Annotated in this window: 7 protein-coding genes; 5 read left to right on the top strand and 2 right to left on the bottom strand. The window is 69.0% G+C overall.

Annotated elements, in window-relative coordinates; translation table 11 throughout:
• The first annotated feature begins 364 nt into the window (after window positions 1-364).
• From OG776_RS13205 to OG776_RS13225, 5 genes are all read left to right on the top strand, one after another.
• Window positions 365-1774: an esterase/lipase family protein gene (locus tag OG776_RS13205; protein WP_329320772.1), complete on the top strand. Its 1410-nt coding sequence runs from the start codon at window positions 365-367 to the stop codon at window positions 1772-1774.
• Window positions 1775-1777: 3 nt separating this feature from the next.
• Window positions 1778-5848, top strand: coding sequence for an AAA family ATPase (locus OG776_RS13210; RefSeq protein ID WP_329320774.1), 4071 nt, complete (start codon window positions 1778-1780; stop codon window positions 5846-5848).
• A 106-nt stretch (window positions 5849-5954) separates the two neighbouring features.
• Window positions 5955-9485, top strand: coding sequence for an AAA domain-containing protein (locus OG776_RS13215; protein WP_148010922.1), 3531 nt, complete (start codon window positions 5955-5957; stop codon window positions 9483-9485).
• Window positions 9486-9487: 2 nt separating this feature from the next.
• A complete protein-coding gene (locus tag OG776_RS13220) occupies window positions 9488-12769 on the top strand; it encodes a hypothetical protein (RefSeq protein WP_329320776.1) in 3282 nt (1093 codons plus the stop codon).
• Window positions 12766-15198, top strand: a complete 2433-nt coding sequence (locus OG776_RS13225) for an ATP-binding protein (protein WP_187285720.1) — start codon at window positions 12766-12768, stop codon at window positions 15196-15198. Before OG776_RS13220 ends, OG776_RS13225 begins: the two co-directional genes overlap by 4 nt.
• A 523-nt stretch (window positions 15199-15721) precedes the next feature.
• Here the strand turns inward: OG776_RS13225 and OG776_RS13230 are convergent.
• Both OG776_RS13230 and OG776_RS13235 read right to left on the bottom strand, forming a co-directional pair.
• Window positions 15722-17050 carry a class I SAM-dependent RNA methyltransferase gene (locus OG776_RS13230; protein ID WP_329320779.1) on the bottom strand — a complete coding sequence of 443 codons (1329 nt, stop codon included), beginning with the start codon at window positions 17048-17050 and terminating at the stop codon, window positions 15722-15724.
• A 139-nt stretch (window positions 17051-17189) separates the two neighbouring features.
• Window positions 17190-19241 (bottom strand): APC family permease, encoded by a 2052-nt coding sequence (locus OG776_RS13235; RefSeq protein WP_148010919.1) that lies wholly within the window; start codon window positions 19239-19241, stop codon window positions 17190-17192.
• Between the last annotated feature and the right edge of the window lie 502 nt (window positions 19242-19743).

A 19743-nucleotide genomic window follows, 5' to 3' on the forward strand; every position in this document is an offset into this window, starting at 1 on the left:
ACCAGGAGGAGTAGGGGGGTCTCGTGCCACCATCGTGCGGGCTTGTGACCTCGCCCATGGGTCCGCACAGCCGCTTCCCGACACCCCACCCGGTCCGTCACCCGTGGGTGGACCACTCCGTCGCCGTACCCGGGTGATCGTGCGCAACGCCCAGGGGGACGGAATCGACCTGAGGAAATACCTGGCGCCGATCCTGCACACAGAACCAAGTGGAGGGTGAGACGGCAGCGCCGAAGCCCACACCACACAAAGCGCTGAACTCCGCACAGTACGGATGACTTTCGCCGTAATGTTTCTGTTCATGGAACGCCTGGGCCCTGCAACTCCTCCCGCTGTCAGGAGTGCGACAACCCACGATGCCGTGGTGATCATCCCTGGAATCATGGGAAGCGAACTCGTCGAGGCCGACACAGGACGTGTCCTGTGGGGGATGCGGCAGGCACTCACGTACTCCGCACGCTGGCACCACAGGAGCGGAATGGCGGCGCTGGCCGTCACGGAGGACGAACGGGCCGGGAAGGTCGGCCGGGTCACCGCACGGCGACTGCTCAAGTTCGCGTCGTGGTCTCCGCTGCTGGGCGGGACAGAGCCGTACACCAACCTGGTCCGTGGGCTCCGGCCCGCTGTCGCCGACCCTGCCGCGATCTGTGAGTTCCCGTACGACTGGCGGCTCCCGGTCGCCTTCAACGCCCGCCGACTGGCCGAGGCTGTCGACCGGCATCTGGCGGCCTGGACCGCGCATCCCGCATACGAGGAGGCCCGGCGCCACGCGCCGGAAGGCAGGTCGGCCGAAGTGGTCCTCGTCGCCCATTCCATGGGTGGTCTGCTGGTCCGTGAGCTGACTCGGATACCCGGCGCGGTCGAGCGGGTACGCGCCACGCTCACCCTCGGGACCCCGTTCCACGGCGCGGTGCAAGCCGCGGCGATCCTCAACTCGGGCCGTGGCGCACCCGTACCGTTGCCCCACCGGCAACTGCGCGACCTCGCCCGCACCCTCCCCGGACTGCACGACCTGCTCCCCGCCTACCGCTGTGTCGAAACCGACGACGACATGGTGCCGCTGTCCCCTGCCGACGTCGCGGACCTCGGCGGCGACGCCGAACTCGCCGCGTACTCCCTGGACCGTCTCAGGGCTCTCGGAAACTCACCCCTCCCCGGCCACCGCATGGCCGTGGGGATCGCGCAGCACACCATGCAGAGCCTGCGGCTGCGCTCTGGGGTGGCCACGCCCCAGACATACATGTTCAAGCGGCATGACGACGACGAGATCCAGCGGGACGGGATCGGCCGCCCCCTCAAGGAGGACCTTGGAGGCGACGGCACCGTCTACCGTTACGCCGCGCACGCGGGCGGCGTCGAGGAAATCGCCCTCGCCCAGCGGCACGGCGCCCTGGCAACCTGCGGCGGGGCGATCGACCTCACGCGCGGGCTACTGACCGGGCTGCGCCGGCCGGAGGACCTAGGGCAGCGGCTCGGCCACGGTGAGACCGGTCTTGAGGCCCCTGACCTGGTCAGCCCGGGCGAGGAGTTCGAGTTCACCGTGACCGGCGATGACGACCCCCGCCGGATGAGCTGCGTGGTCCAGGACAGTAGTGCCGCCGACCGGGTCGTCGCGAGCCCGCAGCTGCCACCACGCCGCGACGCCTCCGGTGTGCTGCGGGCCCGGTGCAGACTGCGGGAGCCCGGCCTGTACCGGATCAAGGTGTCCGGCGGTGGCGAAGCAGTGACCCGGCTCATCCTGGCCGCGGCCGAGGACCCGGACATCGGGCACTGACCCGTGCACGAAGACGAGCCGGCGAACCTGCTGTCCTGCGTGCAGGGCTTCGATGTCCACACCGTGCCGCTCGGCAAGTACTTGTGCCAGGAGACGGTCGCCGCCGACGAGGAAGCCGACGCGATCGCCGCGGTCCTCAAGTCGTTCGGCGGCGCTCTCGTCCCCTGGGACGTGAAACCCGAGGAGCGCCATCTGGGCCGGGTCCACACACGGCTCACGACGTGGGCCGCACCTGACGAACTCCGCAACTCGCTTCTGCTGTGGGTCGGTCATGGCTGGTCGAACGGAAGAGACGCCGCCCTGTATGTCAGGGGGCAGGAACCGGACACGAAGGATGCCGAGCTCCACCCCTCGGTCTTCGCCACCCACGTGGCCGAAGCACGTCGGCAGCGCTCCTCCGAAGACCTCTGGGACATTGTCGTCGTCGAGGCCTGCGGTGCCGGACTGTTCGTCAGGAAGGCCCTCGCAGAGTTGGCCCACGGTGAAGAGACGGCGACCCGTGGCCTGCTCCTCATCGGCTCCGGTCGCGACGAAGGTGCGGGACACCTGGGGACCTTCCGGCGAGTTCTGGAGCACATCCTCACCCACGGCTACAGCGATCACGATACGACGATCCCCATCCATGACCTGGGCGCACGTCTCGGCGAGAGCGGCCAGCTCTCCGTATTCCCGCTCAATCTGGGCGGCCTGCCCCCGCTGCGTCGCCGCACGGCCTTCCCCGTGACCGCCTCGATGGAGGTCCACAACCGGTTACGGGAGGCGGTCGACGCGCTTCCGGAGGAGAACCGCGCCCACTTCGCCCGCAAGGGGCTCGGCTCGGAATTCGGCGAGCTGTCCTGGGGTTTCGCCGGACGAACACAGGACCGCGCGGCGATCGCCGGCTGGCTTGCGGAACACCGTTCGGGTCTGCTCGTGGTTACCGGGCGGGCCGGGTGCGGCAAGTCCGCTCTTCTCGGTCATGTGCTGCTGCACGCGAACGCACGGCTCGGTGACCTGCTGCCGCTGCTCTCGAGTGCCGGTCTCGCAGCCGACTCTGGTGACTCCTGCCCCGAGCTGCCCGCCTTCGACCTTGCGCTCCATCTGACCGGGGCCACCGCCCATGACGTCACCGTCCGGCTCGCGGCATTGCTGGGCGCCCGGCCGAGCACGGACGTCCGGCCCCCCGTCGATGAATTCAACGACATGATCGCCGAGCTGCGTTCGAGGTCCGGGCAGGGCCGGCATCACTACACCTTGTTGTTCGACGCCCTCGACGAGGCTCGGGAGCCGTCGTTGCTCGCCGGGCTGCTGCGCGAGCTCAGTAGGCTCCCGGGTATCCGGATGGTCGTCGGGGCCCGCCCTTCGTCGTACGACGCGGCCGACCGCGCCCCGGGTCCCGGCAAGGATCTCCTCGACGCCCTCGGCTCGGACGAGGACCATGTAGACGTGCATTGGTTACGCCGTGACGCGCAGGCCCTTGACACTTACGTCACAAGGCGCCTGGAACAGGCACGTGCCTCCTATCCCGGTCAGCCGGGGACGTTCCCGGATGCCGTCCGCCGCGCCTCCGCACTGATCGTGGATGAAGTCGAGGGTGAGGCAGCCGGCGACACCGGAGGCCGGGACTTCCTGTACGCGGGGCTCGCCGTGCACGAGATCCTTGCCGACCCCGGCCTCCTGCTCGCCCACCGCGCCAGGGAACTCGCCGTACTCCTTCGAGGCGATCACCGCTCGCTGTTCGCAACCGCGGTCCGCCGCCTCCGCACGCACCACGCGCTGGCAGGTCAGTTGCTGGAAGCTCTCGCCCATGCGCAGGGCAGAGGGCTGCCCCGGGCAGGCAGAATCTGGGCTACCGCGGCCGGAGCCCTCGGCGGTACCGGACAAGAACTGGTTACCTCGGACGACATCGACGAGATCCTGAGGACCGCGGCCCCGTACATCATGCTTGACGGCGAGGACGGCCAGAGCGTCCATCGACTCGCCCATCGCACATTCGCGGAGCACTTCACGGCAACGTACGCCACAAGCGACCTGGACGAGCGCCGGCGCAGGGTGACGGAGGCACTCGTACACCTGGCGGACGAGGCTCCCGGGCAACCGCTCAACTGCTATCTGGCCCGCTATCTGTCCGGCCACGCTGCAGCAGCCGGAATACCCGGATGGACCGTACTGGCCGACCACCCCACCGTGCTCGACAGATTGTCGGTGGAAGCCGTCGCTACCGATGCGCTGCGCGCCGTGGGCGGCGCGCGCGGGCTGCCGCCATCTGTCCTCGGTGTACTGGACGCCGCCTATCTGCTGCGGCACTGCGGTCCGGGCGACCGAGTGGGACTGCGGCAGTTCGGTACGGCTCGCGCGGCCGGAATCGCGCCCGTACGTGAGGAGCCGGCCGAGACCGGCCGAGGCGCGGGCTGGCAAGTGTGCTGGGCCCGGTTGCGGCCCCGGCCACCGCGGCTGACGCTGGCCCGCCGACCATATCCGGTCCGCTCCCTCACACCGGTGGCGCGACCGGACGCGAGCACCTTGCTCGCGGGTGTCGACGACGGTGGTGGCCTCCACGTCTGGGACCCCGCGCACGGATACACCGCCATGGCGGCCGAGCAGTTCGCCCGGGGCCCGGTGACAACGGTGACCTCGATTCCCGGCACCGGCCTGCTGGCAACCTGCGGCCACGACAAGCGCATCAGGATCTGGGACGTGTCCTCCGGGCGGCCGCGGCTCGTCCAGGAGGCAGCGAACGGGATGTCGCCGCACACGCTGCACGGATTCCTGCTGCCGCCCGGCGTCGCCGGCCCGGACCTTTCGCCCACCCCCCGGGTCGCTGTAGGAGACTTGGGCGGCGGCATCCGATTCCTCGACCCGCTGACCGGACAGGTCAACCAGTTCTGGTTCCGGAGCCACGACCGCGGACCGGTGTCGGCCCTGACCTCTTTCCATGCATCCGGCGGCACCCTGCTGGCGAGCGCCGCCGGCGACGGTGTACGGGTCTGGGACGCGTACACCGGGCGGCGGGTGGGCACGCTAGTACAACGCGCTGCGGCGACGGCGCGAGCGGTGGTGGCCTTCGGACGAGCCGACGACACCGAGGCGTTGACGCTACTGGCCGGCGGGTGGGACGACGGCAGGGTACGCGTGTGGGAACCGGTCTCCGGCGAGTTGGTCACCGAATTCCGTTCGGACGCCGCCGTATACGCCCTTACCGTACTCACTGCGGCCGATGGCCGTCGCACGCTGCTGGCAGCCGTCGCGCGGAGCGGCGCGGTCCGCGTATGGGACGCGCTCACCGGGCGGCCGGAGGACCTCACGGACCGCACCCCGCTCGTAGCTGATGCGCACGCCCACTCCGCCCGAGGTCTCGCCATCACCGCCTTCGAGGGGCCGGCCGGTGACACACTGCTGGCGTCCGCAGCGGACGATGGCACAGTCAGCGTCTGGAACCCGTATCTTCCGCCAGATCCCGGGCCGAGCGACCTACGGTCGGCCGCAACCGCCAGCCTCATCGTCGCCGCCAACCCGTCATCGGACCAGATCGAACGGCTGTCCACCGCCGACGGGCCGGACGGCGCCCCCCTGCTGCTAGCCCAGTACCGAGCGGGCCGCCTCGCCGCCTTCGACGCCACCACCGGTGAGCCCGCGGCCATGCCCCGCGGTCATCGCCCGGTGGAATCATCGGACGGCCCGACACGGGTCCGCGGACCAGGTGGGCTAACGTTGCACGCCACCTACCGCAGGAGCGAGAAGATCCAGCTCACGGTAGAGGCCACCGGCCTCCCCTATGGCGGTCCCCTCACCGGTCATCGGGACTGGGTCACCGACGTCGTCGAGTTCACCGCATCTGATGGACGGCTGCTGCTCGCATCCTGCGGAGACGGTGACGACCGAACCGTGCGCTTCTGGGACCCCGATCCCGCGGGACCCCGGACGCCGCTTCACACACTCTCGCTGGAGATCCGGTGCCACAGCCTCATGGCGCTCGGCGACGGCCGGATCGCCATCGGCACCGACGAGGGACTACTCGTCGTACGCATGGAGTCCTGGTTGCTGACAGGACGAACGGAAGGGGGCCGTGATGTCCGGACCGGGTCAGGACACTGACAGGTACGCCGAACTCATCGACAGGTTGTTCTGCCGCAGGGCCACGGCCTCTTACGGACCGTACGAGAGGCTCAACGAACCGGTCGTGGTTCTGAAGGACCGGTTGATGCGGGTTCGTATGCAGACACCCGGGGACGAGTACGAGACCTTCGAGATGTCGCTCTTCGCCGACATCCACGAATTCGCGGGTGAGCTCTGGGAACATGAGGTCCGCAGTCTGTTGCGGCTCCAGGCGCTCAACCACCCCGCCCTCCCCGAGATCGCCGACGGCAGCTTCGACGCGACCGAGAGCATCGCGTTCACGATGACCAAGGAGAACGGCGACCCGCTCGACATCGACTGGGCCGTGTCTTGGGCCCAGGAGCACCAGATCGCCGCTTTCGAGCAGTTCAGTGTGCTCGTCGACGCCTTGAGCCAGCTGCACGGCTCCGGGATCCTTCACCGCAATCTGACCCTCGGCGCACTGCGCATCCGTACGCCACCCCACAGCGACGCCGCCGAGCACCTGGCGCTGAGCCTGGAACGCTTCGAGATGAGTACGCTGATCGGAAATCTACTGCGTGCCATGGGCAGTTCCACACAGGCCGACGAGGCCCAGCAGAGCATCCGGCAGCTCTATCTCACGCCTCCCGAGAACGTGGAGCTGGCCCGTCACCTCGCCTATCTGGCTCCCGAGACCCACGCCTCCCTCTTCGAGGGCGCACCTTCGTCCCGGCGTGACTGGGACACCACGGACGTGTTCGGTCTCGGCGTCCTCGGCTTCGAGCTGTTCTGCGGTCCGATCCACAGCTGCGTCCCCGCCGAGTACGCGGCCGTCGCCGCCGCCGACGACACCGGACTGCGCGCGGCCCTGAACAAACTGCACCGGGCGATGCGCAGCCATCTAGCCAACCGGCCCAAACTCCCCGACGCGCTCGCCCGGGTGATCCGCAGCATGCTGGAACCGGCCCCCAAGTCCCGTATCACCTCGTACGGCGCGGCCCGCCGCATCGAGCAAGGCTGGGAGGCCGTCTGCGGTGTCTGGGAGGACAAGAACGAGAACCAGCGCCCGCATCTCGTCGCCTTCATGCCGGACGAGTCCGTCGAGACGATCTACAAGCAGCGCAACTGGATCTCCCGCAGCCCTGATGACGCCGCGGGCCGCGAGGAGTTGAAGGCCTTCTTCGAGAAGGAGCTCCGCCAGGCGGAGCTGGTCCGCTCGCCGAATGGCGCCTTCGGCTACGCGACGGGCGCACGTGAGGAGACGCTCCGGGAGGCGGAGTGGATCCTGATCGGCGAGAGCGCGGTCTGGTTCTGCGCGTATTTCATCGAGAACCCGGCGTACCGCGACCGCCAGCGGGTCTGCGACGACATGCTGGTCATCAAGTACCTCAAGGACCGCGACTACGCCCAGGAGCTCGTCAACGCGCATCCGCGGCGCCGCCTGTCCCGGATCGAGCTCGTGGCCTACCGGACCGGACAGGACATGTCTCACCACCGCGCCGGCCGCCCCTCATGGACCCAGCTCACCGACTCCGTGTCGGTCGGAGTCCGGAGCAGGGACCCCAAGGACGAAGAGTTCCTCAAGGCCCTCGACTTCCTCATCGACTACCAGGCCGTCGAACTCAACGCCCGGAAGTACCCGTTCGTCCGGTCCGAGCCGGCAGCTGGAGGTGCACCGGTGAACGACACTCCCCAGAGCACCGCGGTCCTGACGTACAACCAGCAGCGCGACGACGAACGCAAGCACCGCAGCGCTCTGCTCACCGCGTACTCCATGGATCCCGTCCGCCGCCCGCATCTCGGTGACTTCGTTGCTGATCTCGGCTCAGAAGAGGAGGAGTTCATCAGGCTGGACGTGGTGGGAACGCCCGCCCGGCCGCATTTCGGCAGAGACCGCATACAAGTCAAAGTTGTGCGGCGGCTCGACCCGTACTCGGTCGAGGTACGCCGGATCGGCGGCGGAGCGATCCCCCCGTCGGGCTGGCTGCGGCCCTCCACCGACTCCGGATCCGACATTCAGCTCGGCCGTCAGGCCCGGGCCCGGCACTCCCTGCGCAATCTGCCCGGCCTCATCCGGGCCCTGCGCGAACCGCTCTCCTTCGACCTCGGCCGCGGACGCTACAACGACGTCGACGACAGCGGTCTGGAGGGCAACGCCCCCAGCGTGATCCGGGAGATGCTCTCGCTGCACCCCTTCTACGCCCTGCAGGGTCCACCAGGCACCGGAAAGACCACTGTCGCCACACATGCCGTCAGCCGCTACCTCCGCTTGGAGAAGGGTGCTCGCATCCTGGTGAGCGCCCAGTCGAACTTCGCCCTTGACAACCTCGGCATCCGGCTGGCCGAGGAACTCAGCGACGGCATCGACAAGGGACAGATCCTGATGCTCCGGGAGATGCCACAGGTCGGCGGGATCGACAAGGTGGACCCGCGGCTGCACCGGCACACCCTCGAGGAGCTGACTCGGCAGGTTGTCAGCAACATCGAACGGACACTGGGCGGCGGGCCCGGCCACGCCGGTGCTCTGAAGGACGTGACTCCGAGCGAGGCGGCTCTCGCCCAGGAATGGCGCGAGCGGGTCGTGCCCGACCAGGTGGAGATCTCGGACCGGATCAAAGCGGGCGCCAACATCGTCCTGGCCACCTGTTCCATGGCCGCCACCATCACCGACACCGTCCGCGACCCCTCGGACCTGTTCGACTGGGTACTTCTGGAGGAGGCTGCCAAGGCCTGGCCGACGGAAGTCGTGACACCTCTGGTGCTCGGGGTCCGCTGGACCCTCATCGGTGACCACCGGCAGCTCGGCCCCCACCGGGAGAGCGACGTAAGAACCTTCCTGCACAGCCTGCACAGTCACCCGGATCCCGACGTGAAGCGCCACTACGACGCCCGTGACAGCTACTTGGAGGTGCTCAGCCTCTTCGGACAGCTGTTCCGCACCAGACGGGAGCGGCCCGCCCGGAGTCGGCAGGTCCCACCGCTGGGCAGCCTGGACAAGCAGTTCCGGATGCACCGGACCATCGCCGAACCGGCCGGCCGCGCCTTCTATCCGAAAGTCCCCATCGAGAGGGATCCCGACCTGGGGCTACCGAACAGTTTCCTCACCACGCATGCTGGGGCGGACGAACCGCACGGCGTCCGGGCCCCCTGGTTCCTGGAGGGTCACCCGCTGGTGTGGCTCGATACCACGGGCCAGCCAGGCTGCGCCGATGAGGGGTACTGGACCAACATCGGCGAGGTCGACCTGGTGGACCGGCTCGTCAGCGACATGCACCCGGCTCCGTCCGACCCGGCGTTGCACGACGAACCTGGCAGCCTCGCCGTCCTCACCCCGTACGCGGCCCAGGTGGCGTTGCTCAAACAGCGCGGGTCGCTGCGCAATCGGGTGCACACGGTCCACTCGTTCCAGGGACGTGAGGCCCACCGGGTCGTCGTCTCGCTCGTCAGATCGACAAGGAGGGGCGATGTTCTGAAGAGCGTCGGACACGTCGGCCAAGCAGAGGTCATCAATGTGCTGATGTCCCGGGCCCGACGACTGCTTGTCATGGTCGGAAGCCTGGAGCACTTCGCCGAACACGGCGGCCATGACTGGCGCGTGGTGACGGACACCGTGCAGCGGTTCGGCAAGGTCGTCCGCGTGGCCGATTGGGAGTGAGCATGACTCAGGACGTCGAACTCGCCATTCCCTGCAGGCTAGTCACCCTCTCCCTGCTGCTCGGCCCCGAGGGCGGGCTGACCACGCTGGAGGACCTGGTCGCGAAGGCCATCGCGGCCGGCCGCAGCACCGTCGAGGAACAGGCCGACCTCTTCGTGCTGCCTCGCCGTATCGTCCTCGACGTGGTGCACAGCCTGTGGCGCAAGGGCCACATCATGGTCGATTTCCACGACGGCACTCTGGAACTGACCGATGGGGCCCGTGAGGTCATCGCCTCGGGAGGCTCACTACAGGACAGCGCCACCAAGCAGGAGCACCGCCAATTCCTCTTCGAACCGGTCACCGGCCGGGTCTTCCCCGCCGATCACGGTACCCGAAGGCCCTCCGTGGGCAGCCTGCGAGTACCACTGCACCAGGTCCTCAGCGAGACCGACCTGCCTGCTGACGAACTGCTGATGGCGGTCCAGACCGCCATCCGTGACGATCGCCGCAGCAGAGGATTCCGGAAGAACGTCCTCGATGTCGGCTTCCGCAGCCCGGTACTGCGTCCCGCCAGTGAGCTGCGCTGGCTGAGCGCGCAGGCGCAGGTGGCCCTGGACACCGACACGGGGCGGATCTCGGCCCAGCTCCTGGAGCGGGACCAGCCGGGGTGGAACTCCCGCGCCCGTGAGCGGATGCGCCGCCACCTGGCCGACCTCGCCGAGCAGCAGCCGGACCACGAGTTCGTCCGGGCGCTGCGCGGACGCGCCGGTGTCCAGCTCGTCGCTCCCGCGAGCGCCGAGAGCCTGCTCCAGCGCATGGGCGAGGCGGTCCACGCCCTGGCGGATGTCGAGCCCGAACAGTGCGGTGTGCGGCAGAAGTTCCTCGCAGATCTCTCTCGTCAGCTCTCCGCACGCATCGCCGAGACGGTTAGGGCGAAGGCCTCCGTCGTCGTAGTGGCCCGTGCCGCCGGTCACGAGTGGACGGTCAAAGACCTCATCCAATCCGCCAGGACTCAACTGGTCTTCTCCGCCCCCGACATCAGCTACGCGGCGCTCAGCGGGCTGCTGCCTGACCTCCGCAAAGCCCTGGCACGCGGGGTGCACCTGGTCTTCCTATGGGGCAGACGGGACAGTGACATGCTGCCCAGCCGGGTCAGGACGGCCCTCTTCGACCTGGAGGCCCACCACCCCTCCAGGGTGCTCCTGACCGACCACAGCGCCCGGACCGCCGCGTGTGTGGTCGTCCAGGACAACCTGCGCGCCTTCGTCGGCACCCACAGCCCTATCGGTATCGACGTCACCAGGGACAACCGGGGGGAGGTGGGCATTCTCGTCGAAGGCACCTCGCAGGACGGTCCGGCAGGAACTCCGCAGTGCGTCACGGATCTACTGATCTGGGCCCGAAAGTCCTTCCCGTACTGGCAGCTCGGTCAGCGCATCCTCATCCAGGACGACTCCTTCGGGCCCGTACCGGAACGACGGCGCTCTGAACCCGTGACCGCAGTGTCGCCCCCTGGCGAAGAAGAAGCACACATCGAGACACTCCACCACGATGCCGCAGTCCGGACCCTGTGGATGAAGAGCTGGGTGGAACATCACTCGGTACTGGCCGGGGCGCTGCGCCTCGCCACCGAGGGTGACCCGATCGTCGAGATCCTGGAGGACGGTGCGCCCCGGGACCTCGTCCAGCAGGCCCTGCGCCGTGCGACCCGTCGGCTGGTTCTGGCGGACGACAGATCCGACGCGCAGTCGGCCGACGAGCGGTTCCTCTCGGCGCTCGGCGACCGACTGGACCACGGAGTCGCGGTCCAGCTGATCCGACCGGCCGGACGAGGCCAGGAGAGGGCGGTGACTCAGCCGCAACTGAAAGAGCTGATCGGTCGTGGTCTGAAGGTCCGGGACGAGCGGGCCGGGGCCCGAGCCGCCGTCTGGGACGACGAGGCGATCATCAGCAGTCTGTCGCCGTTGCGCGATCGGCAGCGCACGCTGCGCCCTTCGGAGCGCACAAGCCACGTCGGTGTACATGTCCGGGGCGCAGCCGCTGCCACGGCGATCGCTGCCGAACTAGGCGTCCCCGCCGGACTTCGCACTGAGGCGGAGACTTCGGATGCCAGCGCTGAACCGGGCGGCCGGCTCAGCGGGGCCACCGCCGTCGCCCTGTCTCTCCTGGTCGACGCCGGTGCCGAGCGAGGCAGCGCACGGTACGCGGCGCTCGTCGCGGAACGTCTCCGTCAGGTCGACGACCTCTGGGGCGTCCTGAAGGCATGGCGGGACAATGTCCGCCCCGAGGACATGCGGCCGGTGATCGCAGCAGCACTGCTCCAGGAGCGGGAGAGCCGGGACGAGAACTGGTGCCACTGGGCGAACTGGCTCGTCGCAGACGCCTGGGACCGACGCGCGTTCGTCGAGGCGGCCTTACTGGGCAGTCTGCTCCGAGGCGCCGAAGGGACCCTGCACCCGGCGGCCTGTACGGCGGCCGCGGCCATCGAGACCGGACCTCTGGGCCCGATCCTGTCCGAGGCGGCCCTGGAGCTGTCCTACGGCGAGCCGCACGCTCGGGCGGTGGGCGCGGCGGCCGGCCTCGCGGAGACGCTGCTGCAGAGTGTTCCCGACGGCGGCCTCGACGCGCTCGCGCTCCTCGGAGAAGCGCTGCCGGCCTCGTGGCGGGAACTGGCCGCGGCCGCCGAGCGTCACCGAGAAGCGGGCAACGGGCCCGTACCGCTCGCTCTGCTCGCCTCCGAGCTCGCTCGCATGACGGAGATCAGCGAGACGGCCGAGCAGTGGGAGGAATTGGTCGAGCGGATCGAGCGGATGGAGCAATTGCATCGCTTCACCTTCGATTCCGGCAAGTTCCTGCACCGGGAGCTGTTCTCAAGGGGCGGGATGCTGACGGCGATTCGGGCCGCGGCGCGAGGCGGTGCCGAGGACTGCGCTCGAATGCAGGACTCATTGCCCGTTCATGTCCGCCGTCATCTGAACCAGATCGTGGCCGACGGTGGACGGCCCGAGATCCAGTGGGGCAACCAGCGGACCTTCCTCCAGAGCATCGAGGAGATCGTTCGCCAGGCCCGGTCCATTGCTCCGATGCCGAACGGATCGGGTCCCGCTGTCACGACTGCCCCTGAAGTGACCGCCTGCGCGGAACTGACGGAACTGATCGCAGACAGATGGGACGCACTGTTCAGCGACGCCAACGGCCTTGGCCGCCCTCACGCATCACCGCTGCTGGGCTTGCTGGAACGGCTCGACCCGCTTGCCCGGTGGCAGCGGTCGCAGCGCCGAAGGAGGACCGAACACCGATGACCGACACCGACGACCCCCTGCGCGGGCTCCTAGCCGAGTGGCCAGGGCGGTTCCGTTTTCCGGGCCTAATGCTGGCTTTCTCCGATGGGCAGCTTGCCTCATTGGAGCAACTGGCCCTCGCAGGTTTGGAGGGCATCGCCGCGGATCACGACGAGTACCGGGCCTGTGCGGGGCTGATCTCGGACGGTGAGTTCCTGGTCGCCGAGGAGGCGATCTCGGAGTGCCGTGCGCTGGAGACCTCCCAGATCGAGGATCTGCGAAAGCGGCTGAGTCGCCGCAGGGCCGAGTGTCTGCAAAGCCTTCTTGGACGGGTGCAGCGTCTTGTGGACCGGGCTAGCGCAGCCGATGTGGCCGTCGTACCGGAGCAGGACGCGCTCACTGCGCTGTGTACGCGATCGTGGTCGCGGGTGGAGGAGCGTCTGCTGGTCGAAGAGCAAGTGCTTGAGCGCGCCCTGGACGAAAAGCGGGACAGTTTGCGGCAGCGGTACGAAAAATCGGTCGTACAGGACGGGGAGACGGACCTCGGGAGCACTGTCGCCGCGCTCCTGAAGACCGGTCATCTACGCGCCGTGGAACTGATGCTCACCGATGGCGCCATTTCACGCCCAGGCCCGGAGGGCGTACCGCCGCTGCGTGGCTGGGCAAGGTCGGCAGAGACTCCTCATGAGATTCTTCGGTGGCATCTCAACCCGCTCCTCAGGCCCACGGGTTACGTCCGCTGGAAACCTGTGGACGAGCAGGGTCAGGAGTTGTTGGAGGCCTTCGACGCGCTCGGCAACAACAACGAATCGACAGCCGCCCAGTTCGCTTGCGCGCTCACCCGGTTCCTGAGCGGGCAGGACCGTCCGGCACCGGCGGTGCACCGCGTCGAGGGCGGATATCTCACGACGATCACGGGGGTGTTCGCCGCGGCGGAGACAGCACGGTTCCGGCCCACCGGAAGTGTGGAGCTCTTCGTCGCCGCTCCGGAGGCGAAGGAGTACCCGGACCTCGACCTGCGCCAGCCCTATATCGCGGTGGGCCACTCACTACAGGCGTCCGACTCGTCCGAGCGAACCACCTGCGCAGTACTCGACCTGGGGCACCTCGTCGAGCTGGTCACCCTGAGCTCGCGGGTACCCATTCAAGTACTCAGGGTGCTGGGGCGGCAGTGGCCCCTCGACGTCTTCACCGGAGGTTCGGCCACATCGCTAGAGGCCCTTCTCGGCAACGAGCCCGGCGAACGGTGGCATGTCCTGCGCTGGATCGTCGATCTTGCCGGATTGGGCGATCTGACGACGGCCGACGCCCTGCTGTTCCAGGCTGGCCCTGACTTGGCGCTGCTCCATCTGTTTCTGGAGTTCCTGGCGCTCCCCAAGGCTGCGGTGCGGTCGGAGCTCGATGCCTACGGCGTCGTACGGGACTGGGCCCGGGATCCGTCATTCGCCCGAACCCTCGAAAGTGCGGCCCTCACCCCAATCGCCGACTCTCCGGGTGCCCGGGTCGCCTTCTGGGCCGCCCTTTCCGCCGCCGTTCCGGGGCAGCCGGTCACGCTCGACGAGATTCTGCTGTGTGCGGCATCTGTCGCCGGTGGCGATATGCCCGACGACGACCTCGAGCCAGAGATCCGGCAGGGTCTGGCCCAGTTGGCGGCGCTGCCGCTGGTGGTCGGAGCAACCAGCGGCGAGGTACGTTTTCACCGCTGCGGAGTCCTGCTCATCCTAGGTGGCGACGCCGACCGCCGACTGCAGAAGGCGCTCCTCCAACTGGCGGAGGAGAGCGCATCGTCTCGGGCCGGCCTCGGTGAGGTCCTCCGACCCGGCGACTGGCGGCTGTACCGGCATCTCCTGCGCCCGGAACTGCGAAGGTACGAGGAACTGGCCGCGACCGCAGCCGCCCCCGTCGAGGAACTACTGGCGGCGTCCCGGGGCCTGGCCGCCATGACGGGTGAGCCTCCGTCTGCAGTCCCGGTGGACGGCGACAGCGATCTCGCGGCGACCCTTCTGGAGATGCGGGAGTCCTTCACCGCTCACTACCCGCAGGTGACACTAGATGTCCACGGCCCGGACAGCGCCCCGGTGGCCATCTCCCCTGCCGGACTCCGGGTAATCCTGTACGAGGTGCTCACCAATGCGGCTGAGGCTGCGGAGGACAACGGCGAACAAATCGTCCGGGCGACGGTCACCCCGGCGGGCACGGAGTTCGTCGTAGACATCCAGGACAGCGGGAAGGGTCTGCCGTACCCGGAGGGCTCCGAGTACCGAGTGTTCCGCGACGGCGAGTCCACCCGGGGCCCGGACCGGGGCCACGGTCTGCACATCGCGCGACGGCTGGCTCGCAAAGTCGACGGCGACCTCAGCGTCCGAGCGCGCGCCCTGGCCCACCCCGTGTTGCGGGGCGCGCATTTCCAGCTGTTGCTCCCCGTGGCCATCGGAGAACCTGGGCGGTGAACCTTCTGTCACATCCCGGCTGTCACACCAGATCGTTCCGGAGATCTCGTCGTCCCACAGCAGGCGGCCGGCCGCGGAGAGCAACCCCGCGCTCTTGGTCCTCCACCGCGGTTGCGGTCGTCGGCGACACCTGGACTGCAAGCCATCATGGCCCCTGTGCGCGGCATGGTTCCTCAGCCCACCAGAACCGCTCGATGACGTACGGGGGTTGGGGTCGCCGGTCACGAACGTGGTGAACGCCGAACATCTAACCACCGCTTGCCCAGGCCGCGCGTGCCGGAATCGGTCCGGATTCGGTCATCGAGCGCGGGCTCGGCAACCGCCAACTACCCCCTGGCGCCATCGACATGAAGTGACGCGCACGGAGGGGAACTGGTCACTGCAGCGGCTGAGCCGACGAAGCATGCGACGGGTTCCGAGCAGGCGGTGTCCCTGTAACCAGGCGCTTCACCTGGTCCGCGACGAACCCGTAGCCGGTCCACCGGTGCCGTCGGCCGAGTCGGAGAGACTGCGGCTCGGCAGGTCAGGCCCCCTTGGCCACCGGCTCCAGAATCGCCACGCACTCCACGTGATGCGTCATCGGGAACAGATCGAACGCCCGCAGCGTCCGCACCTTGTATCCGCCGTCGCGGAAGTAGGCCAGGTCGCGGGCGAGGGCCGCCGGGTCGCAGGCCACGTAGGCGATGCGGCGGGCGCCCAGGGCCGACAGCTGCTCGACCGTCTTCTTGCCGGCGCCCGCTCGGGGCGGGTCGAGGACGATGAGGTCGACCTCGGTGATGCCGGTGCGCGGGAGGACCGCCTCGACCTTGCCCTGCTCGATGCGGACGCGGTCGAAGGCGGCGAGGTTGTGACGGGCGTCCTCGACCGCGCGCTTGCCGGACTCGATGCCGAGGACCGCGCCCTTGTCGCCCAGGCGGTCGGCGAGGGCGCCGGCGAAGAGGCCGACGCCGCAGTACAGGTCGAGGGCCATGTCGCCCTTGCGCGGCAGCAGACCCTGCATGACGGCCTTCACGAGGGTGTCGGCGGCCATCGGGTGGACCTGCCAGAAACCGCCGCTGCCCACCCGGTAGGTACGGCCGTCGGCCCGCTCGCGCACGAACGCGCGGCCGTGCACGCGGTGGATGCCGCCGTCCTTCTCCTCGACGCGCATGACCGAGACGGGCCGGTCGAGTTCGACCAGGGGCAGGCGGGCTCCGGGCCGGGGCTCCAGGATGACCATGCGGTCCTGGGATCCGGTCGCGGCGATCACGTCGACGGACTCCATGCCGGACCAGTCACGGTTCTCGATGCCCAGCTCGCTGACGCCCGGTGCCGCGATCATGCAGTGCTCGACGGGCTCGACCTCGTGCGAGCGGTGGCGGCGCAGTCCGGCGTTGCCGTCCGCGTCGACGGCGTACTGGACGCGGGTGCGCCAGGCCGGGACCTCGCCGGCCGGCAGCTTGTCGCCCTCGGCGGGCATCACGGTGCCGTCCCAGCCGGCCTCCTCGGGGGTGAGCCCCGCGAGACGCTGCAGCTGTTCGGCGACGACCTCGCCCTTGAGGCGGCGCTGCGCGCCCGGCTTGGCGTGCTGCCAGTCACAGCCTCCGCAGCGGCCGGGGCCGGCGTACGGGCAGGGCGCCTCGACGCGGTCCTTCGAGGCCTCCAGGATCTCGACGGCGTCGGCCCGCAGGAAGCGCGCGCCCTCCTCGCCCTCCGTCACGCGTGCGACGACGCGCTCACCGGGCAGGGCGTGCCGGACGAAGAGGACCTGGCCCTCGGTCGTACGGGCGATGCAGTGCCCGCCGTGCGCGACGGGGCCGATCTCCACCTCGTACTCGTCCCCCACCAGCGACTTCTTCGGTTCTGCCTGCATGGCGGGGTGACTCCAGGTGCGAAAGAGGGGTGAGAGGGAGGATGCGAACAGGTGTCCCGGCCGGGCCCGTGGGCGGGAGCGGCCGGACAACAGCCCACCAGTCTACGTGGACGGTGCCCGGCCGTTCGACACGAGAGCGTCAGCCCTTGGGGGTCGTGGACTCCTTCGGCCGCTCCTCCGCCGGACCCCGGCGCACCGCGCCCGGGGCGTTCCAGTCCTGGCGCCTGCGGGCCCGCTGCTTGGCGGCCTCGGAGGACTCCAGCTGGTAGGGCACGGAGGTCACCATCACGCCGGGCGTGAACAGCAGCCGGCCCTTGAGGCGCAGCGCGCTCTGGTTGTGCAGCAGATGCTCGTACCAGTGACCGACCACGTACTCGGGGATGATGACGGAGACGGCGTCGCGCGGGGATTCCCGGCGCAGTCCCTTCACGTACTCGATGACCGGCCGGGTGATCTCGCGGTACGGGGAGTCGAGGACCTTCAGCGGCACGGTGATGCCGCGGCGTTCCCACTCCTCGCGCAGCGCCTTGGTCTCGGCCGGGTCGACGTTGACGCTGAGCGCTTCGAGGGTGTCGGAGCGCATCAGCTTGGCGTAGGCGAGGGCGCGCAGGGTCGGCCGGTGGATCTTGGAGATCAGGACGACGGAGTGGACCCGGGAGGGCCGCACGCTGTCGTCGGAGGGGCCCTCGGGGGCGGCGATCTCCTCGGCGACCCGGTCGTAGTGCTTACGGATCGCGCTCATCGTCGCGTAGAAGATCACCATGCCGAGCAGGGCGACCCAGGCGCCGTGGGTGAACTTGGTGACCAGGACGACGACCAGCACCAGGCCGGTGAAGAAGGCTCCGAAGGTGTTGATGGCCCGGGAGCGGATCATGTGGCTGCGCTTGGCCGGGTCCTGCTCGGTGCGCAGGTGGCGGTTCCAGTGCCGGACCATGCCGGTCTGGCTCAGCGTGAAGGAGACGAAGACGCCGACGATGTAGAGCTGGATGAGCCGCGTCGAGTCCGCTCCGTAGATGACCACGAGCAGGGTCGCGGCGCCCGCGAGCAGCACGATGCCGTTGGAGAAGGCGAGGCGGTCGCCGCGGGTGTGCAGCTGGCGCGGGAGGTAGCGGTCCTGGGCGAGGATCGAGCCGAGCAGCGGGAAGCCGTTGTACGCGGTGTTCGCCGCGAGGAACAGGACCAGCGCGGTGGCCGCCGCCAGCACGATGAACAGGAAGCTGCCCTTGCCGAAGACGGCCTCGGCCACCTGGGAGATCACCGGGTTCTGGACGTAGCCGGAGCCGATCGGGACACCGTGGTGGATCAGGTCGGTGGCCGGGTTCTCGGCCATCCGGACCTTGGTCGTCATGGCCAGCGCGATGATGCCGCAGAACATGGTGACGGCGAGCAGGCCCATCGCGGCCAGGGTGGACGCCGCGTTCTTCGACTTCGGTTTGCGGAAGGCGGGGACGCCGTTGGAGATGGCCTCGACGCCGGTCAGCGCGGCGCACCCGGAGGAGAAGGCGCGCAGCAGCAGGAAGACGAGCGCGAAGCCCGCGAGCCCCTGGTGCTCGGCCTTGATGTGGTAGTCGGCGGTCGGTGCCCGCATGGTGTCGTTGAGGACGAGCCCGCGGAAGGCGCCCCACGCGATCATGATGAAGACGCCCGCCACGAAGACGTACGTCGGGATCGCGAAGAGCTTTCCGGACTCCTTGACCCCGCGCAGGTTCATCAGCGTGAGGAGCACGATGACGACGACGGCGCACAGCACCTTGTGCTCGACGACGAAGGGGATGGCGGAGCCGAGGTTCTCGATGCCCGACGTGATCGACACGGCGACGGTGAGGACGTAGTCGACGAGCAGTGCGCTGGCGACGGTGAGGCCGGCCCGGGGGCCGAGGTTGGTGTTGGCCACCTCGTAGTCGCCGCCGCCGCTGGGGTACGCGTGCACGTTCTGGCGGTACGACGCCACGACCGTGAACATCAGCACGACGACCGCGACCGCGATCCAGGGGCTGAAGTGGTAGGCCGACACGCCCGCGATGGAAAGGACCAGCAGCACCTCGCCGGGCGCGTACGCCACGGAGGAGAGCGGGTCGGAAGCGAAGACGGGGAGTGCGATGCGCTTCGGCAGGAGCGTCTCTCCGAGCCGATCACTGCGCAGTGCGCGCCCGATCAGGATCCGTTTGGGCACGTCGGTCAGTTTGGACACGCAGAGGATCGTAAGCGTTCGAACGGGGGGTCGCCCACCCGCCGTCCCGCATCACCTCACGTTCCCCTCGCCATCTGCTCTCCGAGTGAAAACGGGGACGGGGTCCGTTGCGGATTCCGCACATCCGAGGGTCGCATGCCTATATGACGAAGTTCCCTTTTTGCCCCGTTATGGAGGTTCTATGCACGCGACCGCGCAGCTCATCGGCGCCGCCGCAGGACTCGTCGGCCTCGGAATCCTGACCCTGGTCAGCGTGCGGAGCATCAGCCGGCGCTGAGCCCGGCGACCGGTGGGGCGGATTCCGTTCACCCTGTGGTTCTTGTCTCTTTTCCTGAACTTTTCCCAAAGATGACCGGGCCCTGATCTCCGGCCCACGGGCCCGCTCCGCTCCCGCGCACCCTCCGCCGCGCCCCGGCTCCCGCGCTCCCTCAGCTCCCGCGCACCTCCGCTCGCCCGCTCCGCGCCCCCTCCGCTCCCCTGCCTCCGCCGTCCCCTCGCGGCG

The sequence above is a fragment of the Streptomyces sp. NBC_01689 genome (assembly GCF_036250675.1).
Classification (GTDB): Bacteria; Actinomycetota; Actinomycetes; order Streptomycetales; family Streptomycetaceae; genus Streptomyces.